Consider the following 25,850-nt stretch of genomic DNA (forward strand, 5'->3'; position numbering starts at 1 on the left):
CTGACACACCGCGGTGCCTGTGTCGCAGGCAAGCCAGCTCCCACATGAAGCGGTGTGCGCAGCACAACTTGATTACCCGCAAAAAAAATAATTAGTGGGAGTACTTCTACATGCAAGCGACCAAGCCGACCCACGTCCGCTATTTGATCCTGCTCATGCTGTTCCTGGTGACCACGATCAACTACGCCGACCGGGCCACCATCGCCATCGCCGGCTCTAGCCTGCAAAAAGACCTCGGCATCGACGCGGTCACCCTCGGTTATATCTTCTCTGCATTCGGTTGGGCCTACGTGGCCGGGCAAATTCCCGGTGGCTGGTTGCTCGACCGGTTTGGCTCGAAGAAAGTCTATGCCTTGAGCATCTTCACCTGGTCGCTGTTCACCGTGCTGCAAGGCTATGTCGGTGAATTCGGTATCTCCACCGCCGTGGTCGCGCTGTTCATGCTGCGTTTCATGGTGGGGCTGGCCGAAGCGCCTTCGTTCCCCGGCAATGCCCGTATCGTGGCGGCGTGGTTTCCCACGGCCGAGCGCGGCACGGCCTCGGCGATCTTCAACTCGGCGCAGTACTTTGCCACGGTGTTATTCGCGCCGCTGATGGGCTGGATCGTCTACAGCTTCGGCTGGCAGCACGTGTTTATCGTGATGGGCGTGATCGGCATCGTCTTCTCGCTGGTCTGGCTGAAAGTGATCCACAGCCCGCGCCAGCACCCGATGATCAACGCCGCCGAGCTCGATTACATTGCGGCCAATGGCGCGATGGTCGACATGGATCAGGACAAGGGCAAAGGCAAGAAAACCGACGGTCCGAAGTGGGACTACATCCGCCAGTTGCTGACCAACCGCATGATGCTCGGCGTGTACCTGGGCCAGTACTGCATCAACGGCATCACCTACTTCTTCCTGACATGGTTTCCGGTGTACCTGGTGCAGGACCGTGGCATGACCATCCTCAAGGCCGGTTTCATCGCCTCGTTGCCGGCCATCTGCGGCTTTATCGGCGGTGTGCTGGGCGGGGTGATTTCCGACTACCTGCTGCGCAAGGGCCACTCGCTGACCTTCGCGCGCAAGGCGCCGATCATTGGCGGCCTGCTGATTTCCAGCAGCATCGTGGCGTGCAACTACGTGGATATCGAATGGATGGTGGTGGGCTTCATGGCCCTGGCCTTCTTCGGCAAAGGCGTTGGCGCACTGGGTTGGGCGGTGGTGTCCGACACCTCGCCCAAACAGATCGCCGGCCTCAGTGGCGGCTTGTTCAACACCTTCGGTAACCTGGCGTCGATCACCACGCCCATCGTGATCGGCTACATCATCAGCACCACCGGCTCGTTCAAATGGGCGCTGGTGTTCGTCGGTGCCAACGCACTGGTGGCGGTGTTCAGCTACCTGGTCATCGTCGGCCCGATCAAGCGTGTAGTCCTCAAAGAGCCGCCAAGCAAGGGGCCAGCGTTGACCAACCTAACCGAAGCGCATTCCTGAGAGGCCCCGTGATGCAATTGATTGAACATGCCGACTCGCCGCGCTCGATCCGTTTGCACGAGCGCGACAACGTGGTGATCGTGGTCAATGACCAGGGCGTCCCGGCCGGGACCGAGTTCCCGGACGGCCTGGTCACCGTGGATTTCATCCCCCAGAGCCACAAGGTGACCCTGGAAGATATTCCCGAAGGCGGTCAGATCATTCGCTATGGCCAGACCATCGGTTACGCCCTGGCGCCGATCCCGCGCGGCAGTTGGGTGCAGGAAGACCAGCTGCGCATGCCCACCGCACCGCCATTGGACAGCCTGCCACTGTCCACCGAGGTGCCCGAAGCCCAGGCGCCTTTGCAAGGGTTCACGTTCGAGGGCTATCGCAACGCCGACGGTACCGTGGGCACGCGTAATATCCTCGGCATCACCACCACGGTGCAGTGCGTCACCGGTGTACTCGACCACGCGGTCAAGCGCATCAAGGACGAACTGCTGCCCAAGTATCCTCATGTCGATGATGTGGTGGCGTTGACCCATAGCTACGGCTGCGGTGTGGCGATCACGGCGACGGATGCCTACATCCCGATCCGCACCGTGCGCAACCTGGCGCGCAACCCGAACCTGGGCGGCGAAGCGCTGGTGATCAGCCTGGGCTGCGAGAAACTGCAGGCCGGGCAGGTGATGCATGAGAACGACAGCTCGGTCGACCTGAGCGAGCCGTGGCTGTATCGGCTACAGGATTCCAGTCACGGGTTCACCGAAATGATCGAGCAGATCATGGCGTTGGCCGAAACCCGCCTGAAAAAACTCGACCAGCGTCGCCGCGAAACCGTGCCGGCGTCCGAGCTGATCCTGGGCATGCAGTGCGGCGGCAGCGATGCGTTCTCCGGCATCACCGCCAACCCGGCGCTGGGCTATGCCTCGGATCTGCTGTTGCGGGCCGGCGCCACGGTGATGTTTTCCGAAGTGACCGAAGTCCGTGATGCCATCTACCTGCTCACGTCGCGCGCGCAAACGAAGGAAATTGCCCAGGAGCTTGTGCGGGAAATGGACTGGTACGACCGTTACCTGGCCAAGGGCGAGGCGGACCGCAGTGCCAACACCACGCCGGGCAACAAGAAGGGCGGGTTGTCGAACATTGTCGAGAAGTCCCTGGGCTCCATCGTCAAATCCGGCAGCAGCGCGATCAGCGGCGTGCTGGGCCCCGGCGAGCGCTTCAAGAGCAAGGGCCTGATCTTTTGCGCGACGCCGGCCAGCGACTTTGTGTGTGGCACCTTGCAACTGGCGGCGGGCATGAACCTGCACGTGTTCACCACCGGACGCGGCACGCCCTACGGGCTGGCGATGGCGCCGGTGGTCAAGGTGTCGACGCGCACGGAGCTGGCGCAGCGCTGGCCGGACCTGATCGACATCGACGCCGGGCGCATCGCCACCGGGCGTGCGAGCATCGAGGAACTGGGCTGGGAGTTGTTCCACTTCTACCTGGACGTCGCCAGCGGCAAGAAACAGACCTGGGCCGAGCATCACAAGCTGCATAACGACATCACCTTGTTCAACCCGGCACCGATTACCTGAGACCGCGTCGCCTGCATCGGGAGCAAGCCCCCTCCCACATGTTGAACTGTGAATGCAGTCAAATGTGGGAGGGGGCTTGCTCCCGATAGCGGCCTACCAGACGCCACCGCGCCGCATGGCTTATCATTGACCTTCTGACGACGCTCAAAGGTTCTCCCCGGCATGCTGGCTATCTTCCTCACCACCCTTACCATCACCGCGCCGGTGTTTGCCATGCTGTTTCTCGGTGTGCTGCTCAAGCGCATCAACTGGATCAACGACAACTTTATCCATACCGCTTCCTCCCTGGTGTTCAACGTCACCATGCCGGCGCTGCTGTTTCTCGGCATCCTGCACGCCGACCTGCATGCGGCGCTCCAACCGGGCTTGCTGATCTATTTTGCGGTCGCCACCGTGCTGAGTTTTGCCGTGGCCTGGGGCTGGGCGATTTTTCGCTGCAAGCCGGCAGACCGGGGTATCTATGCCCAAGGCGCGTTTCGCGGCAACAACGGGGTGATCGGCCTGGCGCTGGCCGCCAGCATGTACGGCGACTACGGCATCTCCCTGGGCGCCGTCCTCGCGGCGCTGGTGATCCTGCTCTACAACACGCTGTCGACCATCGTGCTGGCGGTGTACAGCCCGGTGATCAAGTCCGACCCGTGGAGCATCTGCAAGAGTGTGCTGGCCAATCCGCTGATCATCAGCGTGTTCGTCGCCGCGCCGTTCGCCTACTTCCAGCTCGGCGTGCCCGGTTGGCTGGAAAAGTCCATGCAGTACCTGGCCGACACCACGCTGCCGTTGGCGCTGATCTGCATCGGTGGCACCTTGTCCCTGGCGGCGCTGCGCAAGAGTGGCAACATGGCGCTCAGTGCGAGCCTGATGAAGATGGTCTGGCTGCCGATCGTCGCCACCCTGGGGGCCTGGCTGCTGGGCTTTCGCGGGCCCGAACTGGGGATTCTGTTTCTGTACTTCGGTGCGCCCACCGCCGCAGCCAGTTATGTGATGGCCCGCGCGGCCGAGGGTAATCACGAGCTGGCGGCGGCGATTATCGTGATCACCACGCTGATGGCGGCGGTGACCACCAATATCGGGATTTTCGTGTTGCAGGCGGGTGGGTGGATCTAAGGTTGCGGTGGGCTTGCCTGCGATAGCTATCTGAAGATCACCGCTGCTCTGCCTGATACACCTCAATCACCTCCTGCGCCGCCCGGAATGCATCAATCGCCGCCGGCACCCCCGCATACACCGCGCAATGCAGCAGCGCCTCGCGAATCTCTTCCACCGTACAGCCATTGTTCAACGCCCCGCGCACGTGGCCCTTGAGTTCCTGCGGGCACTTGAGCGCGGTGAGGGCGGCGAGGGTAATCAGGCTGCGGGTCTTGAGCGGTAACCCCTCGCGGTTCCATACACTGCCCCAGGCATGGTCGTTGACGAAGTCCTGCAACGGCTGGGTGAATTCAGTGGCATTGCCCAGGGCGCGGTCGACGAACACATCGCCCATCACCTGGCGACGCATGGCTACGCCGGGTTTCTTCTGATCGGTCATTGCGGTTCCCTCTTGTGTTGGCGGCGCCAGGCGCGCAGCGTGCTGAACAACAGAAAAGCCACCAGCGCCGGCAGGACGTAATACAGCATCAGGTGTTCAAGCTTGCCGGCCAGGGGCATGCCCGTAGTAAACGCCATCACATGCAGCCCATACGCCAGGTACAGGCCCAGCATCACCAGGCCTTCGGCGCGGGTCACGCGGTAGCCGCTGTAGAACACCGGCAGGCACAGCACCACCACGCCGAGCATCACCGGCAGGTCGAAGTCCACGGCATTGGGCGACACCGACAGTGGCGTCGGCGCGAGCAGGGCGGTGAGCCCCAGCACGCCGAGCAGGTTGAACAGGTTGCTGCCGATCACGTTGCCTACGGCAATCTCGCGCTCGCCGCGCAGGGCGGCGATCAGCGACGTCGCCAGGCACGGCAGGGAAGTGCCGACGCCAATCAGCGTCAGCCCGACGATACGCTCCGACAGGCCCAGGTCGCTCGCCACGTCCACTGCCGCGCCAAGCAGCAGGTGCCCGGCCAGTACCAGCACCAGCAGCCCGCCAACGATGCGTAGCACACTGCTCAGCCATGGCGCCCGGGCCACCGTGTCGAGAGTGCGCGGGCGCCGTGAATGGCGCGTCTGGTAATGCAGCACGCCGAGGTAGGCCAGCAGCGCGATCAGCAATAGCAGGCCGTCGAGGGGTGTCAGTTCCTCATTGGCCGCCAGGGTAAACACCAGCAGCGCGGCGATGATCATCACCGGGATGTCCAGGCGTACCAACTGGCGCGACACCCGCAGCGGAATGATCAGGGCCGCGAGGCCCAGGGTGACGAGGACGTTGAAGATGCTGCTGCCGATAACGCTGCCCACGGCGATATCGGTATTGCCAGCGAGGGTGGCCTGCAGGCTGACGGTCATCTGCGGCGCGCTGCTGCCGAAGGCGACGATGGTCAGGCCGATGATCAGCGGTCGCACCTTGAGGCTGGCGGCCAGGCGCACGGCGGCGCGCACCAGGACTTCGGCGCCGACGATCAGCAGTAGCAGGCCGCTGAACAGTTCGAGCAGGCTCCAGGGCGAGAGGGCTTTTAGTGCGAAAATGGCCTGTGCTCCTTCTTCAGTTGCTCATGGCCTGCACGCGAACCGGCGCAGTGCCGCGGCTCAGCATGCCCAATTGTGCGGCCGCCTGGCGTGAAAGGTCGATCAGGCGCCCACGTGAATGCGGACCGCGATCATTGATGCGCACGATCACCGAGCGGTTATTGTCGAGATTGGTCACCTTGACCTGCGTGCCGAAGGGCAGGCGCCGATGGGCGGCAGTCAGGGCGTTCTGGTTGAAGGGTTCACCGCTGGCGGTGCGGTTGCCATGGTGTTTGGCGCCGTAATAGGAGGCGGTGCCGGTTTCATCGTAGCCATTGGGGTCGATGAGACCGCTGGCGCAACCGCCCAGCAGGGAAGACAGGGCCAGGAGACCGAGTAGACGCTTCATGTTCGACGTTACCCCCGTATCAACTGTGGAAAAAGAGGGCTGATGTGGGAGGGGCTTGCTCCCGATAGCGGTGTGTCAGACACAGGTGTGCAAGCTGATACACCGCTATCGGGAGCAAGCCCCCTCCCACATGGGGCCGATTCCACAAAGGGTCCGGGTGGGGTGTGAAATCCGCCCGGCCCCGTCACCGCTATCAGCCTTCGAGCTTGCTTTTGAGCAGCTCGTTCACCTGTTGCGGGTTGGCCTTGCCTTTTGACGCTTTCATCGCCTGGCCGACAAAGAAGCCGAACATCTTGCCGCGCTTGGCTTCATCGGCCGCGCGGTATTGTTCGACCTGTTCGGCATTGGCCGCGAGCATTTCATCGAGCACGGCGGAGATGGCGCCGCTGTCGGTGACTTGCTTGAGGCCGCGCTTCTCGATGATCTCGTCAGCGTTGCCTTCGCCTGCCGCCATCGCTTCGAACACCGTCTTGGCAATCTTGCCGGAGATGGTGTTGTCCTTGATGCGCAGCAGCATGCCGCCCAGTTGCGCGGCCGAGACCGGCGCTTCGTCGATTTCCAGGCCTTGTTTGTTCAGCAGGCTGCCCAGCTCGACCATGACCCAGTTGGCCGCAAGCTTGGCGTCACCGGCAATGCTCACGACCTTTTCAAAGTAGTCGGCCTGCTCGCGGCTCGACGCCAGCACGCTGGCATCGTAGACCGACAGGCCGAACTGCGCCTGGAAGCGCTCGCGTTTTTGCGGTGGCAATTCCGGCAGGGTGGCGCGGATGTCGTTGAGGAACGAATCCTCAAGCACTACCGGCAACAGGTCCGGGTCGGGGAAGTAACGGTAGTCGTTGGCTTCCTCCTTGCTGCGCATGGCGCGGGTCTCGTCTTTGTTCGGGTCGTACAGGCGGGTTTGCTGGATGACCTTGCCGCCGTCTTCGATCAGTTCGATCTGGCGACGCACTTCGGTGTTGATCGCCTTTTCGATGAAGCGGAACGAGTTGACGTTCTTGATCTCGCAGCGCGTGCCGTACTCAACCTGGCCTTTAGGACGCACCGACACGTTGCAGTCGCAACGCAGGGAGCCTTCGGCCATGTTGCCGTCGCAAATGCCCAGGTAGCGCACCAGTGCATGGATGGTCTTGACGTAGGCCACCGCTTCCTTGGCACTGCGCATGTCCGGCTCGGACACGATCTCCAGCAACGGCGTGCCAGCGCGGTTCAGGTCGATGCCGGTGGCGCCGTTGAATTCTTCATGCAAGCTCTTGCCGGCATCTTCTTCCAGGTGCGCACGGGTCACGCCGACGCGCTTGATGGTGCCGTCTTCCAGCGGGATGTCCAGGTAGCCCTTGCCGACGATCGGCAATTCCATCTGGCTGATCTGGTAGCCCTTGGGCAGGTCCGGGTAGAAGTAGTTCTTGCGCGCGAACACGTTGTGCTGGCCGATTTCGGCGTCAATCGCCAGGCCGAACATTACCGCCATGCGCACCGCTTCCTGGTTCAGCACCGGCAGCACGCCAGGCATGCCCAGGTCGACGAGGCTGGCCTGGGTATTAGGCCCTGCGCCGAACGTGGTGGCGCTGCCGGAGAAAATCTTCGATTGGGTGGCGAGCTGGGTATGAATCTCCAGCCCGATCACGACTTCCCATTGCATAGTGTTCTCCTCAGAAGCCGGTTGGGGTGCGAGTGTGCCAGTCAGTGTTCAACTGGTACTGGTGCGCCACATTGAGCAGGCGGCCTTCCTGGAAATACGGCGCGAGCAATTGCACGCCCACCGGCAGACCGTCAACGAAACCGGCCGGCATGGACAAGCCCGGCAGGCCTGCGAGGTTGGCGGTGATGGTGTAGAGGTCTTCGAGGTACTCGGCAATCGGATCGCCGGTCTTGGCACCGATCTTCCACGCCGGGTTCGGCGTGGTAGGGCCGAGGATCACGTCGACTTCTTCAAAGGCCGCCATGAAGTCGTTCTTGATCAGGCGACGGATTTTTTGCGCCTTGAGGTAGTACGCGTCGTAGTAGCCGGCCGACAGCGCGTAGGCGCCGACCATGATGCGCCGCTGTACTTCGGCGCCGAAGCCTTCGCCACGGGAGCGTTTGTACAAATCGGAAAGATCTTTGGGGTTTTCGCAGCGGTAGCCGAAGCGCACGCCGTCGAAGCGCGACAGGTTGGAGGACGCTTCGGCCGGCGCGATCACGTAGTAGGCGGGAATCGCATGCTGGTTGTTCGGCAGGCTGATTTCCTTGATCACGGCGCCGAGGCCTTCCAGCGTCTTGACGCTGTTGTGCACAAGATCGGCGATACGCGGGTCGAGGCCGGCGCTGAAGTATTCCTTCGGCACGCCGATGCGCAGGCCCTTGAGCGAGGTGTTGAGGCTGGCGCTGTAGTCCGGCACCGGTTCATCGATGCTGGTGGAGTCTTGTGCATCGAAGCCGGCCATACCTTGCAACAATATTGCGCAGTCTTCTGCAGTGCGGGCCAACGGGCCGCCCTGATCGAGACTCGACGCGTAGGCGATCATGCCCCAGCGCGACACGCGACCGTAGGTCGGCTTCAGGCCGGTAAGGTTGGTGAAGGCGGCGGGCTGGCGGATCGAACCGCCGGTGTCGGTGGCCGTGGCGGCCGGCAGCAGGCGCGCGGCAACGGCAGCGGCCGAACCACCGGACGAGCCGCCGGGCACGTGTTCCAGGTTCCACGGGTTTTTCACTGCCCCGTAGTAGCTCGACTCGTTGGCCGAACCCATGGCGAATTCGTCCATGTTGGTCTTGCCCAGGGTCACGGCCCCGGCGGCGGCGAGTTTGGACACCACAGTGGCGTCGTAGGGGGCTTTAAAGTTGTCGAGCATCTTCGAGCCGCAACTGGTGCGTATGCCCTGGGTGCAGAACAGGTCTTTGTGGGCGATTGGAGCGCCCAGCAGTGCGCCGTTTTCACCGTTGGCGCGACGCACGTCGGCAGCCTTGGCCTGGCTCAGGGCCAGTTCCTCGGTGAGGCTGATGAAGCTGTTGACCTTGGGGTCGAGCTCGGCGATGCGCGCCAGCAGGGTTTTGGTCAATTCTTCAGAAGAAAACTTTTTTTCGGCGAGACCGCGGGCGATCTCGGCCAGAGTCATGTGATGCATGAAAGGCTCTTTCCCTTTAGTCGATGACTTTCGGAACCAGATACAGGCCGTTTTCGACCGCTGGCGCGATGGACTGGTAGGCCTCGCGATTATCGCGTTCGGTCACGACGTCTGCGCGCAGGCGCTGGCTGGCTTCCAGCGGGTGAGCCAGGGGCTCGATGCCGTCGGTATTGACGGCCTGCATTTGGTCGACCAGCCCGAGAATGCTGTTCAGGGCTGCGGTGGTCTGTGGAAGATCGGCGTCATTCAGGCCAAGCGAGGCCAGATGCGCGATTTTTTCCACGTCGGAGCGTTCAAGCGCCATGGGTTTCTCCAGTGGAAAACAGAACGGAGGGCATCCGTGTGTTAGATTGTCGGAACACTACCGCATTTCTACGGTCATAAGGCCGCGATTGTGGGGGTTGGTGCACAGAAAGTCGGCCAATTTAGCACATTGGCGCCTTGCCCAAAATCCCTGTCGTTGTTAGAGTTTGCCGCACTTTTTTACCCACGCGTTGCCTAGGGTCCTTTCCCCATGTTCAAGAAACTGCGTGGCATGTTTTCCAGCGATCTTTCCATTGACCTGGGCACTGCCAACACCCTTATTTACGTGCGCGAGCGCGGTATCGTTCTGAATGAGCCATCAGTTGTGGCCATTCGGACCCATGGTAATCAGAAAAGTGTCGTTGCCGTCGGCACCGAGGCCAAGCGCATGCTCGGCCGAACACCTGGCAATATTGCTGCCATTCGTCCGATGAAGGACGGCGTGATTGCCGACTTCAGCGTCTGCGAGAAGATGCTGCAGTACTTCATCAACAAGGTTCACGAAAACAGTTTCCTGCAGCCCAGCCCTCGTGTGCTGATCTGCGTTCCGTGCAAATCCACGCAGGTGGAGCGTCGTGCCATCCGTGAATCGGCCCTGGGTGCCGGCGCCCGCGAAGTGTTCCTGATCGAAGAGCCGATGGCCGCTGCAATCGGTGCCGGCCTGCCGGTGGAGGAAGCACGCGGTTCGATGGTGGTGGATATCGGTGGCGGTACCACCGAAATCGCCCTCATCTCCCTGAACGGTGTGGTATATGCCGAATCCGTGCGCGTGGGCGGCGACCGCTTCGACGAAGCGATCATCACTTATGTGCGTCGTAACTACGGCAGCCTGATCGGCGAATCCACCGCCGAGCGTATCAAGCAGGAAATCGGTACGGCCTACCCAGGCGGCGAAGTGCGCGAAGTCGATGTTCGCGGTCGCAACCTGGCCGAAGGCGTGCCACGCGCCTTCACCCTGAACTCCAATGAAGTGCTGGAAGCTCTGCAAGAGTCCCTGGCCACCATCGTTCAGGCAGTGAAAAGTGCGCTGGAGCAATCGCCACCGGAGCTGGCTTCCGATATCGCCGAGCGCGGCCTGGTACTGACCGGTGGTGGCGCCTTGCTGCGTGACCTCGACAAGCTGCTGGCCCAGGAAACCGGCCTGCCGGTGATCGTCGCCGAAGACCCGCTGACCTGCGTTGCCCGTGGCGGTGGTCGTGCACTGGAAATGATGGATAAACACACCATGGACCTGCTCTCCAGCGAATAAGATCGGCTGGTTGCGCCATGCTTCGCCCGCAGGCAGCACTTTGCAGTGCTGCCTGTCGGCGTTTATCTTCTTCAATCTGCATCCAGGCCGGTTTGATGCCGTATGAATAAAGAGAACATTTGCCCGGGAGGAGCGGCCTATTAAACCGCTTTTCGCCAAAGGCCCCTCATTGGGCGTGCGCTTGCTGGTGCTGGTCGTGCTTTCGGTCGCGCTGATGGTGGTCGACGCCCGCTTTGCGCTGCTCAAGCCCGTGCGCAGTCAAATGTCGCTGGTGTTGATGCAGACCTACTGGATCACCGACCTGCCGCAACGGCTTTATCAGGGGGTGGCAAGCCAGTTCGGCAGCCGCACCGAGCTTGTCGCCGAAAACGAAAAACTCAAGACTGAAAACCTGCTGCTGCAGGGACGCATGCAAAAGCTGGCGGCCCTCACCGAGCAGAACGTTCGGCTGCGCGAGTTGCTCAATTCTTCCGCGTTGGTCAACGAGAAGGTCGAAGTGGCCGAGCTGATCGGCATGGACCCCAACCCCTTCACCCATCGCATCATCATCAACAAGGGTGAGCGCGACGGTGTGGTGCTCGGCCAGCCGGTGCTCGATGCCCGTGGCCTGATGGGGCAGGTGGTCGAGTTGATGCCCTACACCTCCCGCGTCCTGTTGCTCACCGACACCACCCACAGTATTCCGGTGCAGGTCAACCGCAACGGCCTGCGTGCGATTGCCAGCGGCACCGGCAATCCCGAGCGCCTGGAGTTGCGTCACGTGGCTGACACCGCCGATATCAAGGAGGGCGACCTGCTGGTCAGCTCCGGTCTTGGCCAGCGGTTCCCGGCGGGTTACCCGGTGGCGACGGTCAAGGAAGTGATCCACGATTCCGGTCAGCCGTTCGCCATTGTGCGTGCCGTGCCGACTGCCGCCCTGAACCGCAGCCGTTACCTGCTGCTGGTGTTCAGCGATAACCGCACCCCGGAAGAGCGCGCCAACGATGCCGCGCAGGCCCAGGAAGCGGAAGACAAGCGCAACGGCACCCTGCCGGTCACGCCCGCCATCGTGCCCAAACCGGCCTTTGTAGGGCCACCGGCGCCGGCAAATCTTCCTGCAGCGGCGCCTGTGGCGACACCCGCCAAGCCCGCCACGCACAGCACTCGTCCGGCCAAACCGGCAGCCAGCACCACGCCTGCCGCGAAGCCGCCTGCCGGCGCTGCGACCACTACGCGACAGAGGGAGGAATAATGGCCAGTACTCATTCGCGCAATGGTTGGGTGGTGTGGCTGACGTTCGCCGTCGGCTTGCTGCTCAGCGTATCGCCGCTGCCGCAGTTCATGGAGATCCTGCGCCCGTTGTGGCTGGCCTTGCTGATGGCGTTCTGGGCGTTGCACCTGCCGCACAGGGTGGGCATGGTCACTGCGATGTTCCTGGGCTTGGCGGAAGATGTGCTCTATGGCACCTTGCTTGGCCAGAACGCGCTGATCCTGACCCTGATTACTTTTCTGGTGCTGTCGTTGCAGCAGCGTTTGCGCATGTTCCCGATGTGGCAGCAGTGCCTGGTGATTCTGGTGATCTTCGGCCTGGCGCAGTTGGTGCAACTCTGGCTCAGCGCCTTGACCGGCAACCGCCAGCCAACGCTGGCGCTGGTATTGCCGGCCCTGGTCAGTGCGCTGTTGTGGCCCTGGGTCAGTTTTGGCCTGCGTGGTCTGCGTCGCCGCTACAAAATCAATTGAATGGATTGCGAGGCTCTGCCTGGTTATCGAACCCCACAGGGAGAGTCTGCAATGAATTCGCTTTATCTGGCCTCGGGTTCTCCCCGACGGCGTGAACTGCTGACCCAGATCGGTGTGCCCTTCACTGTGGTCAGCGCCACCATTGACGAAACACCTCTTACCAATGAATCACCCGTTTCCTACGTCGAGCGTCTTGCGCGCGGCAAGGCAACGGCGGGTTTCGCCGTGCTTGAAACACCCCTCAATGCCTGTGTGCTGGGCGCTGACACGGCGGTGATTGTCGATGGCCGGATTCTCGGCAAACCCGTGGACCAGGCCGATGCCCTGGCGATGTTGATGGCCCTCGCGGGAAATGAACACGAGGTGCTCACCGCCGTTGCCCTGACGGAGGGTCAGCGCTGCGAAACCCTATGCGTCAGCAGCCGTGTACGTTTTCGCGAGATTGGCGTCGAAGAGGCGACCGCCTACTGGCACAGTGGCGAACCCCGGGACAAGGCGGGTGGCTATGCTATCCAGGGGCTGGGGTCGGTGTTTGTTGCCGGGCTCAATGGCAGCTATTCCGCCGTGGTCGGGCTGCCGGTGTGCGAAACCGCGCAACTGCTTAGCCGATTCGGCATACCCTGTTGGCAAAACCTTACCGTGCGCTGAACGCCGTATTGCAGCGCCAAGCCTTGAGCGATCGGTCACTATTGTGAAAACGCCAGAACGAGACCCAGCCATGAGTGAAGAGATTCTGATCAATATCACGCCGATGGAATCGCGCGTGGCAGTGGTAGAGAACGGTGTTCTGCAAGAAGTGCATGTCGAGCGCACCCAGAAGCGCGGGATCGTCGGCAACATCTATAAAGGCAAGGTGGTGCGCGTGCTGCCGGGGATGCAGGCGGCGTTTATCGACATCGGCCTGGACCGTGCGGCATTTATTCACGCGTCGGAGATTTCTCTGCGCGAAGGGCCCGCGGTGGAGAGCATCAGTGCCTTGGTGCATGAAGGGCAGAGCCTGGTGGTGCAAGTCACCAAGGACCCCATCGGCTCCAAAGGCGCGCGGCTGACGACACAGCTGTCGATTCCTTCGCGTTATCTGGTGTACATGCCGCGTACCGCCCATGTCGGCATTTCCTTGAAGATCGAAGACGAAGGCGAGCGCGAACGTCTGAAAAAAGTGGTCAGCGACTGCGTGGCGGCCGAAGGCATCAAAGAAGCCGGCGGCTTCATCCTGCGCACCGCCGCCGAGGGCGCCGGTGCCGATGAGATCCTCATGGACATCCGCTACCTGCGGCGTCTGTGGGACCAGATCGGCGAGCAGATCAAGACCATTGGCGCGCCCAGCGTCATCTATGAAGACCTCGGCCTGGCGCTGCGTACCCTGCGCGACCTGGTCAGCCCGAAAATCGAAAAAATTCGCATCGACTCGCGCGAAACCTTCCAGCGCACCACCCAATTTGTCGCCGAACTGATGCCGGAAATTGCCGACCGCCTGGAGCATTACCCTGGCGAGCGGCCAATCTTCGACCTGTATGGCGTCGAAGACGAGATCCAGAAAGCCCTTGAGCGCAAGGTGCCGCTCAAGTCCGGCGGCTATCTGGTGGTGGACCCGGCGGAAGCCATGACCACCATCGACGTCAACACGGGGGCATTTGTCGGCCATCGCAACCTGGAAGAGACCATCTTCAAGACCAACCTTGAAGCGGCCACCGCGATTGCCCGCCAACTGCGCCTGCGCAACCTGGGCGGGATCATCATCATCGACTTCATCGACATGGAAGATGAAGAGCACCAACGCCAGGTGTTGCGCACCCTTGAGAAGCAATTGGAGCGTGATCACGCCAAGACCAACATCATCGGCATCACCGTGCTGGGCCTGGTGCAGATGACCCGCAAACGCACCCGCGAAAGTCTCGAACAGGTGTTGTGCGAACCCTGCAGCAGTTGCCAGGGGCGCGGAAAATTGAAAACCCCGGAAACGGTTTGCTACGAGATTTTCCGGGAAATCCTGCGCGAGGCACGGGCCTACCAGGCTGAAGGTTATAGAGTGCTGGCTAACCAGAAAGTGGTCGATCGGCTGCTGGACGAAGAGTCCGGCAACGTCGCTGAGCTGGAGGTGTTTATCGGGCGCACGATTCGCTTCCAGGTCGAAACCATGTATTCCCAGGAACAATACGACGTGGTGCTGCTCTGATCCCCAATCGCTTGTTTTCTTCGAGCCCGGCAGACCTTGATCTGCCGTCCGCCCACCGAGTTGAGGGTCGCCTGACATGGAGCGTCTGATACGCTTTTTTGCCGCTTTGACCCGCTGGGGCCTGGGCCTGTGCGCGCTGCTGCTGGTCTTGGCGGCGGTGTACGTGAGCCTGGGGCGTGAATTGACCCCGTTGGTGGCCGAATACCGTGCCGAGATCGAGGCCAAGGCCCAGTCGGCGGTGGGCATGCCCCTGCGTATCGGCAGCCTGGAAGGGCGCTGGAGCGGCTTTGCTCCCGTGTTGCTGGCTCACGATGTGATGGTCGGCGAGGGCAACAGCGCCTTGCGCCTGGACCAGGTCGAAGTGGTGCCGGATATCTGGGCCAGCCTGATTGCCCGTGAAGTGCGCCTTGCCCACCTGCAAGTCAGCGGCCTGCAATTGAGCGTCAAGGAAGACAAGGATGGCCACTGGGCCCTGCAGGGCTTGCCGCTGCCGGACGACCAGCCGCTGGACCCGCAGCAGTTGCTCGAGCGCATGCAGCGGGTCAAGCGGGTGTCGGTGCTCGACAGCCAGGTCACCCTGCAACCCTTCGATCAGGCGCCGGCGACCCTCACCTACGTTGGCCTGAGCCTGCACACCGGCACCGATCGCCAACGCCTAGATGCGCGCCTGACCCTGCCCGATGGCCAGCCGCTGGCCCTCAACCTGCGCACGCGCATCCGTGCCAGCCAATGGCAGGACGGCGAAGTCCAGGCTTACCTGAGCCTGCCCCAGAGCGATTGGGCCAAGTGGATTCCCGCCCGCCTCACTCAGCAATGGACACTCAGCGAGTTCAAGTCCGGCGGAGAATTTTGGCTGACCTGGGCCAAGGGCACCGTGCAAAGCGCTGCGGCGCGTCTCAACGCTCCCGAGATAAAAGGCAGTTATGCCGGGCGCAAGCCGGTGCATATCGAGAACTTTGCCCTGACGGCGTACCTGCAGCGCAGTGACACAGGCCTTAAGGTGCTGTTTGACTCGCTGGCGATGAACCTCGGCGACAACCGCTGGGAATCGCGCCTGCAATTGCAGCAGGCGCTGGCGACCGACAAGGCTCCGGAAACCTGGAAGTTGCAGGCCGATCGCGTGGACCTGACCCCGATTACTCCCCTGTTGAATGCCCTGGCGCCGCTGCCTGAAGGCTTCGCCAAAACCATCGCACACCTCAAGGCCACCGGCCTGCTGCGCAATGTGCTGGTGGATTTCCGCCCGGAGGACAGCACCGACCAGAAACTCAGCTTCGCCGCCAATCTTGAGCGCGTGGGTTTCGATGCCTATTCCGGCGCGCCGGCGGCGCGCAACGTGTCCGGCAGCATCAGCGGCGACCTGGGCCAGGGCGAGTTGCGCATGGACAGCAAGGATTTTTCCCTGCACCTGGACCCGATCTTCGCCAAGCCCTGGCAATACATCCAGGCCAATGCGCGGCTGACCTGGAAGCTGGATAAACAAGGCTTCACCCTGATCGCCCCGTATATCAAGGTGCTGGGCGAAGAAGGCAAGGTGGCCGCCGACTTCCTGATTCGCCTGCATTTCGATCATAGCCAGGAAGACTACATGGACCTGCGGGTGGGCATGGTCGATGGCGATGGGCGCTTTACGCCCAAGTACTTGCCGGCGGTGCTGAGCCCGGCTCTGGATGAGTGGCTGCGCACTGCGATTCTCAAAGGCGCGGTCGACCAGGGTTTCTTCCAGTATCAGGGGTCGTTGAACCATAACGCGTTGCCGGCTTCGCGCAACATCAGTCTGTTCTTCAAGGTGCATGACGCCGAGCTGGCGTTCCAGCCGGGCTGGCCTCATGTGAGCAAGGTCAACGGCGAAGTGTTCGTCGAGGAAAGCGGCGTGCGCATTCTGGCCAGCAAGGGCCAGTTGCTCGACACAAAGGTCAAGGACGTCTACGTCAATATTCCCCATGCCCCTGCGGGCAAGGACAGCCACCTGCTGTTGACCGGTGGTTTTTCCGGCGGCCTGGGCGATGGCCTGAAAATTTTGCAGGAAGCGCCGATTGGTACGGCGTCGACCTTTGCCGGATGGAAAGGCGAGGGCGATCTGCAAGGCAAGCTGGACCTGGATGTGCCGCTGGCCAAAGGCACCGAGCCGAAGATCGTGGTGGACTTCCAGACCGACAAGGCCCGCCTGCAGTTGGCCGATCCGACCCTGGACCTCAACCAACTGAAGGGGAATTTCCGTTTCGACAGTGCCAAGGGCTTGAGCGGCGATCAAATCAGCGCCCAGGCGTTCGATCGGCCCATCAGCGCGCAGATCTTCGCCGAAGGCAGGCCGGGTGCTATCAGCACCCGCGTGGTCGCCAAGGGTCAGGTCACGGTCAAGCGGCTGACTGACTGGCTGAACGTTACCCAGCCGCTGCCCGTATCCGGCGATATCCCCTACCAGTTACAAGTCATCCTTAATGGCGCAGACAGTCAGTTGATGGTCAATTCCGACCTCAAGGGTGTGGCGGTGGATCTGCCGGCGCCGTTTGGCATGCCAGCGAGCCAGGGCCGAGACAGCACGTTCCGCATGACCCTGCAGGGCGCCGAACGGCGTTACTGGTTTGATTACGGGGAGCTGGCGAACTTCACCTTTGCCGCACCACCGGACAACTTCAACGAGGGGCGCGGCGAGTTGTTCCTCGGTGATGGCGATGCAGTGCTGCCGGGTGCGAAAGGCCTGCGCATTCGCGGCGTGCTGTCGGAGCTGGATATCGATCCGTGGAAGAAACTGGTTGGCCGTTACGCCGGTAATGACCCGGGTGGCAGCGCCAAGCAACTGCTCAGTGGCGCGGATTTCAAGGTCGGCAAGCTGACAGGCTTTGGCAAGCAGTTCGATCAGGTCAGCCTGCTGCTGGACCGCAAACCGGCGGCCTGGGGCCTGCAACTCGACAGCCAGCAGGCCAAAGGCTCGGTGAACCTGCCGGATGCGAAGGGCGCGCCCATCGCGATCAACCTGCAGTACGTAAAACTGCCTGCGGTTGACCCGACCGTGCAGGCGGATGAAAACGCGCCGGACCCGCTGGCCGACATCGACCCCAAGGACATTCCCGCGCTGGATATCAACATCGAGCAGTTGTTCCAGGGCCCGGACCTGATCGGGGCGTGGTCGCTGAAAATTCGGCCGACGGCCAAGGGCCTGGCCTTCAACAGCCTGGACCTGGGCCTCAAGGGCTTGCAGCTCAAGGGCGCGGGCGGTTGGGAAGGCACGGCCGGCGACAGCAGCAGTTGGTACAAAGGGCGCCTGGACGGCAAGAATATCGCCGATGTGCTCAAGGGCTGGGGCTTTGCGCCTACCGTGACCAGTCAGGAGTTTCACCTCGATGTGGACGGCCGCTGGCCGGGTTCGCCGGCGTGGGTCGGGCCAAAGCGCTTCTCCGGCATGCTCGATGCCGATTTCCGCCAGGGTCAATTTGTCGAAGTCGAGGGCGGTGCCCAGGCGTTGCGCGTGTTTGGGCTGCTCAACTTCAACTCCATCGGTCGTCGCCTGCGCCTGGACTTCTCCGACCTGCTCGGCAAGGGCTTGAGCTATGACCGGGTCAAAGGCCTGCTGGCGGCCAGTGATGGCGTGTTTGTAACGCGAGAGCCGATCACCATGACCGGGCCTTCGACCAACCTTGAACTCAATGGCACCCTGGACCTGGTGGCCGACCGCGTGGATGCCAAGCTGCTGGTGACCCTGCCGGTGACCAACAACCTGCCGATTGCGGCACTGATTGTCGGCGCGCCAGCCATCGGTGGTGCGCTGTTTCTGATCGACAAGCTGATCGGTGACCGCGTTTCGCGCTTCGCCAGCGTGCAATACACCGTGCAAGGGCCGTGGAAGGATCCGAAGATTACCTTCGACAAGCCTTTCGAAAAGGCCAAGTGAGACTTGATGGAGTAGCCTGTGGCTATTCTTTTATGGAGTATCGGCCATGACGTTTGCGGTAATTCAGATGGTCAGCCAGAGCGACGTGCTGGCCAACCTGGCCGAGGCCCGGCGCCTGCTGGAGCAGGCCGCCCAAGGCGGTGCCCGGCTGGCGGTGCTGCCGGAAAACTTCGCCGCCATGGGCCGCCGCGACGTGGCCGATATCGGCCGAGCCGAAGCCTTGGGCGAAGGCCCGATCCTGCCATGGTTGAAACAGGCCGCCCGCGACCTCACCTTATGGATAGTGGCCGGCACATTGCCGTTGCCGCCCAGGGATCAGCCGAATGCCAAGTCCACTGCCTGCTCGCTGCTGATCGATGATCGCGGTGAGGTGGTTGCCCGTTACGACAAACTGCACCTGTTCGACGTCGACGTGGCGGATGCCCGGGGTCGCTATCGTGAATCCGACGACTATGCTTTTGGCAGCACTGTAATAGTGGCGGACACCCCCGTCGGGCGACTGGGCCTGACGGTGTGTTACGACCTGCGCTTCCCGGAGTTGTACAGCGAGTTGCGTGCGGCGGGCGCTGAGCTGATCAGCGCGCCCTCGGCCTTTACGGCGGTCACCGGCGCTGCGCATTGGGACGTGCTGATCCGCGCGCGGGCCATCGAAACCCAGTGCTATGTGCTGGCGGCGGCTCAGGGCGGCGTGCACCCGGGCCCAAGGGACACTCACGGACATGCCGCCATCGTTGACCCTTGGGGTCGCGTGCTGGCGCAACAGGACCAAGGCGAAGCGGTGTTGCTGGCCGCACGCGACAGCACGGAACAGGCGTCGATACGGGCGCGCATGCCGGTGGTGAATCACCGGCGCTTTTTCTCGCAGGGCGCGCAGCGACCTGCTTCAGAACGATGAATTTAAGGCCAAACCTATGAGCGAGTTGTTGTCCTCAGTCAGTGAACACCTCCTGGCACCCGGTGGCGTGACCATCGAAAGCTTGCAAACCGTGCTCGGTGACCTGGCCGGGCCAGGTATCGATGCGGCCGACCTGTATTTTCAGGGGCAGATTTCCGAGTCCTGGTCGCTGGAAGACGGCATCGTCAAGGAAGGCAGTTTCAACCTCGACCAGGGCGTGGGCGTGCGTGCGCAATCGGGCGAAAAGACCGGGTTTGCCTACAGCAACGCGATCACCCTCGAAGCGCTGGGCCAGGCTGCGCGTGCCGCGCGTTCGATCTCCCGCGCCGGCCAGAATGGCACAGTGCAGGCGTTCAGCACCCAGGATGTCGCCCAGTTGTACGGCCCGGATAACCCGCTCGAAGTGATCAGCCGTGCGGAAAAGGTCGAGCTGCTCAAGCGCATCGACGCCGCCACCCGTGCGCTGGACCCGCGAATCCAGCGAGTCACCGTAAGCATGGCCGGGGTGTGGGAGCGCATCCTGGTGGCGTCCACTGACGGCAGCCTGGCAGCGGATGTGCGCCCACTGGTGCGTTTCAATGTCAGCGTGATCGTCGAACAGAACGGCCGCCGCGAACGCGGAGGGCATGGCGGCGGCGGGCGCACCGACTACCGGTATTTCCTCGCCGACGACCGCGCCATGGGGTACGCCCGCGAAGCGCTGCGCCAGGCGCTGGTCAATCTGGAAGCCATTCCGGCGCCTGCGGGCACGTTGCCGGTGGTGCTGGGGTCCGGTTGGTCCGGTGTGCTGCTTCACGAAGCGGTGGGCCATGGCCTGGAAGGTGACTTCAACCGCAAGGGCAGTTCGGCCTATAGCGGGCGCATGGGCGAAATGGTTGCGTCCAAACTGTGCACGATTGTTGATGACGGCACGCTGGCCGGCCGTCGTGGCTCGTTGACGGTGGACGATGAAGGCACGCCGACCGAGTGCACCACCCTGATCGAGAACGGCGTGCTCAAGGGCTACATGCAGGACAAGCTCAATGCCCGCCTGATGGGCGTGGCGCGTACCGGTAACGGTCGTCGCGAGTCCTACGCTCACCTGCCGATGCCGCGCATGACCAACACCTACATGCTCGGCGGCGAAAGCGACCCGGCGGAAATCATTGCGTCGGTCAAGCGCGGGATCTACTGCGCCAACCTCGGCGGCGGCCAGGTTGATATCACCAGCGGCAAGTTCGTGTTTTCCACCAGCGAGGCGTACCTGATCGAAGACGGCAAGATCACCGCGCCGGTCAAAGGGGCGACCTTGATTGGCAACGGTCCGGAAGCGATGAGCAAGGTGTCGATGGTCGGTAATGACCTGTCGCTGGACAGCGGCGTGGGCACATGCGGCAAGGATGGGCAGTCGGTGCCGGTGGGTGTCGGCCAGCCAACGCTGAAGATTGATGCGATCACCGTGGGTGGCACGGGGTCGTAAGAGATGGAGCTTCGGGTGGCGCAGACCGCCACCCGGGGAAGAGGATCAGCGCAGGCCGCGTTGAGTCTCGTCCAGCTCACGGATGTACTTGAAGATTTTACGGCTGGTGGCTGGCGCCTTGTTATGCGCCTGCTCGTGCTGGGCCTGACGGATCAGGGAGCGCAGTTGCTGGCGGTCCGCGTCCGGGTAGTCCAGCACGAATTTCTCCAGCACGGCGTCATCGCCCGCAATCAGGCGGTCACGCCAACGTTCCAGGTTGTGGAAGCGTTCGTTGTACTGGCGAGTGGAGGCATCGGTTTGATCAAGCAGGGCCAGGATGGCGTCAATGTCCTGATCGCGCATCAATTTGCCGATAAACATGATGTGCCGTTTACGCGCGATATTCGCGCTGTGCTTGGGCGCATCGGCCAGCGCCCGGCGCATTTCGTCGGTCAGTGGCAGTTTGGCAATCAAATCTTTCTTGAGCGTTGTAAGGCGCTCGCCGAGGTCAACCAGCGCATGCAGCTCGCGTTTGACCTGGGTTTTGCTTTTCTCCCCATCGAGGGAGTCGTCGTAAGAATCAACCATGGTGGCAGTCCGCAAAGAAACGCCGCCATGATAACCAGTCGGGGGCCGCTTGTCCGGCCCGGTCGCTCGATGGCCTTAACCGAAAGCAGATTTTGAGTGGAGAAAACCATGAGTGCAGCCCAAAGCGTCGGTCCGCAAGCGTTACCGGCACTGCAGGAACAAGTCGAGCAGATCCTTGCCGAGGCCAAGCGCCAGGGGGCCGGTGCCTGTGAAGTGGCGGTGTCGCTGGAGCAGGGGCTGTCGACTTCGGTGCGTCAGCGGGAAGTGGAAACTGTCGAGTTCAACCGTGACCAGGGGTTTGGCATCACCCTGTACGTCGGTCAGCGCAAAGGCTCGGCGAGCACCTCGGCCAGCGGCCCGGACGCGATACGCGAAACCGTCGCCGCCGCTCTGGCGATTGCCAGGCACACGTCCGAGGACGAAAGCTCGGGCCTGGCCGACAAGGCGCTGATGGCCAGGGACGTGCAGGACTTCGATCTGTTCCACGCCTGGGACATCACGCCTGAGCAGGCGATCGAACAGGCACTGACGTGTGAGGCTGCGGCGTTCGACGCAGATGCCCGCATCAAGAACGCCGATGGCACCACGTTGAGCACTCACCAGGGTTGCCGTGTGTATGGCAACAGCCATGGGTTTATCGGTGGTTATGCGTCGACTCGTCACAGTTTGAGTTGCGTCATGATTGCCGAAGCCAATGGCCAGATGCAGCGTGACTACTGGTACGACGTAAATCGCCAGGGCGAGTTGCTGGCCGACCCGGTCAGCATCGGCCAGCGCGCAGCACAGCGCGCCGCGAGCCGCCTCGGTGCGCGTCCGGTGCCAACCTGTGAAGTGCCGGTGCTGTTTTCCGCAGAGCTGGCCGGGGGCTTGTTCGGCAGTTTCCTGGGGGCGATTTCCGGTGGCAACCTGTACCGCAAATCCTCTTTCCTTGAGGGGGCTATCGGTCAGACGCTGTTTCCGGAGTGGATGACCATCGATGAGCGTCCGCACCTGATGCGCGCGATGGGCAGTTCATCGTTCGACGGTGATGGCCTGGCCACTTACGCCAAGCCGTTCGTCGAGCAGGGTGAGTTGGTGTCCTATGTGCTGGGTACCTACGCCGGTCGCAAGCTCGGCCTGCCCAGCACCGCCAACGCTGGCGGCGTGCATAACCTGTTCGTGAGCCATGGCGATGAAGACCAGGCCGCGCTGTTGCGTCGTATGGGACGTGGCCTGCTGGTAACCGAACTGATGGGGCACGGCCTGAACATGGTCACCGGGGATTACTCGCGCGGCGCCGCGGGTTTCTGGGTGGAGAACGGCGAGATTCAGTTCGCGGTCCAGGAAGTCACCATCGCTGGCAACATGCGCGATATGTTCAAGCAGATCGTAGCGGTCGGGAATGATCTGGAACTGCGCAGCAACATTCGCACAGGTTCGGTACTGATCGAGCGGATGACAGTGGCGGGCAGCTGACCCCCCTTTCGTCTCAAATAAAAAGCGCGCTATTCCACACGGATAGCGCGTTTTTTTTATGCCTGGATTGTCGACGGATCACGCTGCCGCCATTGCGTTGATTTTGATTATCATTTAATAATAAATATCATTACCGAATGAGAGTGGGTTATGAGTCGCGTCCTGCATGAAGATCCCTACCTCGAAAGCTGGCGCTGGATGAGCCGTCAGATTCGCTGCGGCCTCGATCCCAACGAGCCGCGCCTGATCGAGCATTACCTCAACGAGGGTCGTTACCTCGCGTGCTGTACGGCGACTCACCCGTGGACAATTGCTGAAACCTCATTCCGCTTGCTGATCGACACCGCCAGCGATATTGCCCTGCCGTGGCACTGGCGATCGCTGTGCCTGGATCAGGCCTGGCGCCCGCTGCGCGACCTGGAAAAACTTTCCAGCTGTGCCTGTCGCCTCAAGCGCTGGCAGGCGTTTGCCTGGCAATTGGCGACGTGCCAATTGCAGCCCTCCCTTTCTGTTTCTGACCTGGTGCAAGGATCCTCCGATGAGTAACACCCGTATCGAACGCGACAGCATGGGCGAACTGCACGTACCGGCCGAGGCTCTGTACGGCGCCCAGACCCAGCGCGCCGTGGACAACTTCCCGATCAGCCATCAGCGCATGCCGGCGCCCTTCATTCGCGCGCTGATCCTGGCCAAGGCCGCCGCCGCCAAGGCCAATGTCGAGCTCAAACAGATCAGCGAAGGGCAGGGCAAGGCTATCGTCGACGCCGCCCAGGGTTTGCTCGAAGGCGACTTCATGCGCCACTTCCCGGTGGATATCTTCCAGACCGGTTCCGGCACCAGCTCCAACATGAACGCCAACGAAGTGATCGCCACCCTCGCCAGCCGCCTGCTGGGCGAGGGGGTCAACCCCAACGATCACGTCAACTGCGGGCAAAGCAGCAACGACATCATCCCCACCACCATTCACGTCAGCGCAGCAATGGTGTTGCATGAGCAAACGTTACCGGCGCTGCTGCATCTGGTGCAGGTTATCGAGCAGAAAGCCGAGCAGGTGCATCCGTTCATCAAGACCGGCCGCACCCATCTGATGGACGCCATGCCGGTACGCATGAGTCAGGTGCTCAACGGCTGGGCGCAGCAGCTCAAGGCCAACATCGGGCATCTGCAGGACCTGCTGCCCAGTCTGCAGGCCCTGGCCCAGGGCGGCACCGCCGTGGGCACGGGCATCAACGCACATCCCGAATTCGCCGCGCGCTTCAGTCAGCAACTGAGCAGCCTGACCGGCGTGAAATTCACCCCGGGCAAGAACCTGTTCGCGCTGATCGGCTCCCAGGACACCGCCGTTGCGGTGTCGGGCCAACTGAAGGCGACCGCCGTGTCACTGATGAAAATCGCCAATGACCTGCGCTGGATGAACTCGGGCCCATTGGCCGGCCTGGGCGAAATCGAACTGCAGGCTTTGCAGCCGGGTTCGTCGATCATGCCCGGCAAGGTCAACCCGGTAATCCCCGAGGCGACCGCCATGGTCGCCGCGCAGGTGATCGGCAATGACACGGTGATCACCATCGCCGGCCAGTCGGGCAACTTCGAACTCAACGTGATGCTGCCGATCATCGCCCAGAACCTGCTCAGCAGCCTCGAACTGCTGGGCAATTCCAGCCGTCTGCTGGCGGACAAGGCGATTGCCGGCTTCAAGGTCAACGAAGCCCGGCTCAAGGAAGCGTTGTCGCGCAACCCGATCCTGGTGACGGCACTCAACCCGATCATTGGTTACCAGAAGGCGGCTGAAATCGCCAAAAAGGCCTATCAGCAGGGTCGCCCGGTGATCGATGTCGCCCTTGAACACACTGACTTGCCGCGTAGCCAACTAGAGGTCCTGCTGGACCCGGAAAAGCTCACGGCCGGCGGCGTGTAATCACCGACCTGCTTTGGAGGCTCACCATGGAGCACTGGAAACGCACGATCGAACGGGCCAATCGCTGTTTTATGGCCGGTGAACTGGTTGACGCTCGCGAGGCCTACCTGCAAGCCCTGGCCCTGGCGCAAGTGTTGTTCGAACGCTGGGCGGATGCCGACGAAGCGGTGGCGGCCTGCGTCATTTCCCATCACAACCTGGCGGACCTGCACCTGCGCCTGAACCAGCCTGAGGAAAGCGCCGAATACCTCTGCGCGGTCCATCAGCGCCTGTTGCAGACCATGCAGGACCCGCGTCTGCCGCCGCAACTGCGTGAGGCGGCATTGCGCCAAAGCAGCAAAACCTACGTCGAACTGCTGAATTTCATCAGCGATCACGGTGAATACCCACGCACTCATCGCCTGCTGGGCGGTGCCGCGGTGCAACCGACCCCGTCTCAATACGGAGCACATTGATATGAGTTACACCTTGCCTGCCTTGCCCTACGCCTACGATGCCCTGGAACCGCACATCGATGCGCAAACCATGGAAATCCACTACACCAGGCACCATCAGACCTACATCAACAACTTGAACGCTGCGGTTGATGGTACTGAGTTTGCCGACTGGCCGATTGAAAAGCTGGTGTCCAGCGTCCAGCAGTTGCCCGAGAAGTTGCGCGCTGCGGTGATCAATCAGGGCGGGGGCCATGCCAACCACTCGTTGTTCTGGGCCGTCATGTCGCCCAAAGGTGGCGGCAAGCCCGAAGGCGCACTGGGCAAGGCGATTGATCAGCAATTGGGCGGCTTCGAAAGCTTCAAGGAAGCATTCACCAAAGCCGCGCTGACCCGCTTCGGCAGCGGTTGGGCCTGGCTGAGCGTTACTCCGCAAAAGACCCTGGTGGTGGAAAGCAGCGGTAATCAGGACAGCCCGCTGATGAACGGCAATACCCCGATCCTGGGTCTGGACGTTTGGGAGCATGCGTATTACCTGCTGTACCAGAACCGCCGCCCGGAATACATCAACGCCTTCTACAGCGTTATCAACTGGCCCGAAGTGTCTGCACGCTATCAGGCCGCCGTGGCCTGATATTTATCTCCAT

Annotated in this window: 23 protein-coding genes; 16 read left to right on the forward strand and 7 right to left on the reverse strand. The window is 62.1% G+C overall.

Features of this window, described 5'->3' with window-relative positions:
* The first annotated feature begins 110 nt into the window (after window positions 1-110).
* From JOE32_RS21420 to JOE32_RS21430, 3 genes are all read left to right on the forward strand, one after another.
* Window positions 111-1,475: an MFS transporter gene (locus JOE32_RS21420; protein WP_209988598.1), complete on the forward strand. Its 1,365-nt coding sequence runs from the start codon at window positions 111-113 to the stop codon at window positions 1,473-1,475.
* 11 nt (window positions 1,476-1,486) lie between these two features.
* Window positions 1,487-3,040: a galactarate dehydratase gene (garD, locus tag JOE32_RS21425; protein ID WP_209988600.1), complete on the forward strand. Its 1,554-nt coding sequence runs from the start codon at window positions 1,487-1,489 to the stop codon at window positions 3,038-3,040.
* A gap of 162 nt (window positions 3,041-3,202) precedes the next feature.
* Window positions 3,203-4,144 carry an AEC family transporter gene (locus JOE32_RS21430; protein ID WP_209988603.1) on the forward strand — a complete coding sequence of 314 codons (942 nt, stop codon included), beginning with the start codon at window positions 3,203-3,205 and terminating at the stop codon, window positions 4,142-4,144.
* A 37-nt stretch (window positions 4,145-4,181) separates the two neighbouring features.
* Here JOE32_RS21430 and JOE32_RS21435 read toward each other — a convergent pair whose 3' ends face one another.
* The 6 genes from JOE32_RS21435 to gatC all read right to left on the reverse strand — a co-directional run bounded on the left by JOE32_RS21435 (window position 4,182) and on the right by gatC (window position 9,443).
* A complete protein-coding gene (locus JOE32_RS21435) occupies window positions 4,182-4,565 on the reverse strand; it encodes a carboxymuconolactone decarboxylase family protein (RefSeq protein WP_209988606.1) in 384 nt (127 codons plus the stop codon).
* A complete protein-coding gene (locus JOE32_RS21440) occupies window positions 4,562-5,608 on the reverse strand; it encodes a calcium/sodium antiporter (protein WP_209990664.1) in 1,047 nt (348 codons plus the stop codon). Before JOE32_RS21440 ends, JOE32_RS21435 begins: the two co-directional genes overlap by 4 nt.
* A gap of 58 nt (window positions 5,609-5,666) precedes the next feature.
* A complete protein-coding gene (locus JOE32_RS21445; protein ID WP_209988609.1) occupies window positions 5,667-6,038 on the reverse strand; it encodes a septal ring lytic transglycosylase RlpA family protein in 372 nt (123 codons plus the stop codon).
* Between the two features lie 193 nt (window positions 6,039-6,231).
* Complete coding sequence (gene gatB / locus JOE32_RS21450) at window positions 6,232-7,677, reverse strand: Asp-tRNA(Asn)/Glu-tRNA(Gln) amidotransferase subunit GatB (protein ID WP_209988612.1); 1,446 nt, start codon at window positions 7,675-7,677, stop codon at window positions 6,232-6,234.
* Window positions 7,678-7,687: 10 nt separating this feature from the next.
* Window positions 7,688-9,139 carry an Asp-tRNA(Asn)/Glu-tRNA(Gln) amidotransferase subunit GatA gene (gene gatA / locus JOE32_RS21455; RefSeq protein ID WP_209988615.1) on the reverse strand — a complete coding sequence of 484 codons (1,452 nt, stop codon included), beginning with the start codon at window positions 9,137-9,139 and terminating at the stop codon, window positions 7,688-7,690.
* A 16-nt stretch (window positions 9,140-9,155) separates the two neighbouring features.
* Window positions 9,156-9,443 (reverse strand): Asp-tRNA(Asn)/Glu-tRNA(Gln) amidotransferase subunit GatC, encoded by a 288-nt coding sequence (gene gatC, locus JOE32_RS21460; RefSeq protein ID WP_057006884.1) that lies wholly within the window; start codon window positions 9,441-9,443, stop codon window positions 9,156-9,158.
* Between the two features lie 210 nt (window positions 9,444-9,653).
* Between gatC and mreB the strand changes: the two genes are divergently transcribed.
* From mreB to tldD, 8 genes are all read left to right on the forward strand, one after another.
* Window positions 9,654-10,691 (forward strand): rod shape-determining protein MreB, encoded by a 1,038-nt coding sequence (gene mreB, locus JOE32_RS21465; RefSeq protein ID WP_002555108.1) that lies wholly within the window; start codon window positions 9,654-9,656, stop codon window positions 10,689-10,691.
* 139 nt (window positions 10,692-10,830) lie between these two features.
* The gene (gene mreC, locus JOE32_RS21470) at window positions 10,831-11,922 is read left to right on the forward strand and encodes a rod shape-determining protein MreC (protein WP_209990667.1); all 1,092 of its coding nucleotides are present in this window, start codon (window positions 10,831-10,833) and stop codon (window positions 11,920-11,922) included.
* Window positions 11,922-12,410, forward strand: a complete 489-nt coding sequence (mreD, locus tag JOE32_RS21475) for a rod shape-determining protein MreD (RefSeq protein WP_209988618.1) — start codon at window positions 11,922-11,924, stop codon at window positions 12,408-12,410. Before mreC ends, mreD begins: the two co-directional genes overlap by 1 nt.
* A 51-nt stretch (window positions 12,411-12,461) precedes the next feature.
* Complete coding sequence (locus JOE32_RS21480) at window positions 12,462-13,058, forward strand: nucleoside triphosphate pyrophosphatase (protein ID WP_209988621.1); 597 nt, start codon at window positions 12,462-12,464, stop codon at window positions 13,056-13,058.
* Between the two features lie 70 nt (window positions 13,059-13,128).
* The gene (rng, locus tag JOE32_RS21485) at window positions 13,129-14,586 is read left to right on the forward strand and encodes a ribonuclease G (protein WP_209988625.1); all 1,458 of its coding nucleotides are present in this window, start codon (window positions 13,129-13,131) and stop codon (window positions 14,584-14,586) included.
* A gap of 76 nt (window positions 14,587-14,662) precedes the next feature.
* The gene (locus tag JOE32_RS21490) at window positions 14,663-18,478 is read left to right on the forward strand and encodes a YhdP family protein (protein WP_209988628.1); all 3,816 of its coding nucleotides are present in this window, start codon (window positions 14,663-14,665) and stop codon (window positions 18,476-18,478) included.
* 46 nt (window positions 18,479-18,524) lie between these two features.
* Complete coding sequence (locus JOE32_RS21495; protein WP_209988630.1) at window positions 18,525-19,373, forward strand: carbon-nitrogen hydrolase family protein; 849 nt, start codon at window positions 18,525-18,527, stop codon at window positions 19,371-19,373.
* A gap of 16 nt (window positions 19,374-19,389) precedes the next feature.
* A complete protein-coding gene (tldD, locus tag JOE32_RS21500) occupies window positions 19,390-20,832 on the forward strand; it encodes a metalloprotease TldD (protein ID WP_209988633.1) in 1,443 nt (480 codons plus the stop codon).
* 45 nt (window positions 20,833-20,877) lie between these two features.
* On the opposite strand, the gene yjgA is transcribed toward tldD, so the two are convergent.
* Window positions 20,878-21,399 (reverse strand): ribosome biogenesis factor YjgA, encoded by a 522-nt coding sequence (yjgA, locus tag JOE32_RS21505; protein ID WP_004372117.1) that lies wholly within the window; start codon window positions 21,397-21,399, stop codon window positions 20,878-20,880.
* Between the two features lie 108 nt (window positions 21,400-21,507).
* On the opposite strand from yjgA, the gene pmbA reads away from it, so the two are divergent.
* The 5 genes from pmbA to JOE32_RS21530 all read left to right on the forward strand — a co-directional run bounded on the left by pmbA (window position 21,508) and on the right by JOE32_RS21530 (window position 25,837).
* Window positions 21,508-22,854: a metalloprotease PmbA gene (pmbA, locus tag JOE32_RS21510; protein ID WP_209988636.1), complete on the forward strand. Its 1,347-nt coding sequence runs from the start codon at window positions 21,508-21,510 to the stop codon at window positions 22,852-22,854.
* 150 nt (window positions 22,855-23,004) lie between these two features.
* The gene (locus JOE32_RS21515; protein WP_209988639.1) at window positions 23,005-23,400 is read left to right on the forward strand and encodes a FagA protein; all 396 of its coding nucleotides are present in this window, start codon (window positions 23,005-23,007) and stop codon (window positions 23,398-23,400) included.
* Window positions 23,393-24,769 carry a class II fumarate hydratase gene (locus tag JOE32_RS21520; protein WP_209988642.1) on the forward strand — a complete coding sequence of 459 codons (1,377 nt, stop codon included), beginning with the start codon at window positions 23,393-23,395 and terminating at the stop codon, window positions 24,767-24,769. The genes JOE32_RS21515 and JOE32_RS21520 overlap by 8 nt, the downstream gene beginning before the upstream one ends.
* Window positions 24,770-24,795: 26 nt before the next feature.
* Entirely contained in the window at window positions 24,796-25,224 is a 429-nt protein-coding gene (locus tag JOE32_RS21525; RefSeq protein ID WP_209988645.1) for a hypothetical protein, read from the forward strand.
* Between the two features lies 1 nt (window position 25,225).
* On the forward strand, window positions 25,226-25,837 hold the full coding sequence (locus JOE32_RS21530) for a superoxide dismutase (RefSeq protein WP_209988648.1): 612 nt from the start codon (window positions 25,226-25,228) through the stop codon (window positions 25,835-25,837).
* Window positions 25,838-25,850: the final 13 nt, after the last annotated feature.

The organism is Pseudomonas sp. PvP025 (genome assembly GCF_017832155.1).
Taxonomy (GTDB): domain Bacteria; phylum Pseudomonadota; class Gammaproteobacteria; order Pseudomonadales; family Pseudomonadaceae; genus Aquipseudomonas.

Bases quoted from the DNA above. Each gene is read 5' to 3' on its own strand.
- tldD (WP_209988633.1), top strand. From the start codon at position 19,390: ATGAGCGAGTTGTTGTCCTCAGTCAGTGAACACCTCCTGGCACCCGGT.
- gatB (WP_209988612.1), bottom strand. From the start codon at position 7,677: ATGCAATGGGAAGTCGTGATCGGGCTGGAGATTCATACCCAGCTCGCC.
- JOE32_RS21525 (WP_209988645.1), top strand. From the start codon at position 24,796: ATGGAGCACTGGAAACGCACGATCGAACGGGCCAATCGCTGTTTTATG.
- JOE32_RS21435 (WP_209988606.1), bottom strand. From the start codon at position 4,565: ATGACCGATCAGAAGAAACCCGGCGTAGCCATGCGTCGCCAGGTGATG.
- JOE32_RS21515 (WP_209988639.1), top strand. From the start codon at position 23,005: ATGAGTCGCGTCCTGCATGAAGATCCCTACCTCGAAAGCTGGCGCTGG.
- mreB (WP_002555108.1), top strand. From the start codon at position 9,654: ATGTTCAAGAAACTGCGTGGCATGTTTTCCAGCGATCTTTCCATTGAC.
- yjgA (WP_004372117.1), bottom strand. From the start codon at position 21,399: ATGGTTGATTCTTACGACGACTCCCTCGATGGGGAGAAAAGCAAAACC.
- JOE32_RS21430 (WP_209988603.1), top strand. From the start codon at position 3,203: ATGCTGGCTATCTTCCTCACCACCCTTACCATCACCGCGCCGGTGTTT.
- JOE32_RS21520 (WP_209988642.1), top strand. From the start codon at position 23,393: ATGAGTAACACCCGTATCGAACGCGACAGCATGGGCGAACTGCACGTA.
- JOE32_RS21420 (WP_209988598.1), top strand. From the start codon at position 111: ATGCAAGCGACCAAGCCGACCCACGTCCGCTATTTGATCCTGCTCATG.
- JOE32_RS21490 (WP_209988628.1), top strand. From the start codon at position 14,663: ATGGAGCGTCTGATACGCTTTTTTGCCGCTTTGACCCGCTGGGGCCTG.
- JOE32_RS21530 (WP_209988648.1), top strand. From the start codon at position 25,226: ATGAGTTACACCTTGCCTGCCTTGCCCTACGCCTACGATGCCCTGGAA.
- gatC (WP_057006884.1), bottom strand. From the start codon at position 9,443: ATGGCGCTTGAACGCTCCGACGTGGAAAAAATCGCGCATCTGGCCTCG.
- rng (WP_209988625.1), top strand. From the start codon at position 13,129: ATGAGTGAAGAGATTCTGATCAATATCACGCCGATGGAATCGCGCGTG.
- JOE32_RS21480 (WP_209988621.1), top strand. From the start codon at position 12,462: ATGAATTCGCTTTATCTGGCCTCGGGTTCTCCCCGACGGCGTGAACTG.
- pmbA (WP_209988636.1), top strand. From the start codon at position 21,508: ATGAGTGCAGCCCAAAGCGTCGGTCCGCAAGCGTTACCGGCACTGCAG.
- garD (WP_209988600.1), top strand. From the start codon at position 1,487: ATGCAATTGATTGAACATGCCGACTCGCCGCGCTCGATCCGTTTGCAC.
- JOE32_RS21445 (WP_209988609.1), bottom strand. From the start codon at position 6,038: ATGAAGCGTCTACTCGGTCTCCTGGCCCTGTCTTCCCTGCTGGGCGGT.
- gatA (WP_209988615.1), bottom strand. From the start codon at position 9,139: ATGCATCACATGACTCTGGCCGAGATCGCCCGCGGTCTCGCCGAAAAA.
- mreD (WP_209988618.1), top strand. From the start codon at position 11,922: ATGGCCAGTACTCATTCGCGCAATGGTTGGGTGGTGTGGCTGACGTTC.
- JOE32_RS21495 (WP_209988630.1), top strand. From the start codon at position 18,525: ATGACGTTTGCGGTAATTCAGATGGTCAGCCAGAGCGACGTGCTGGCC.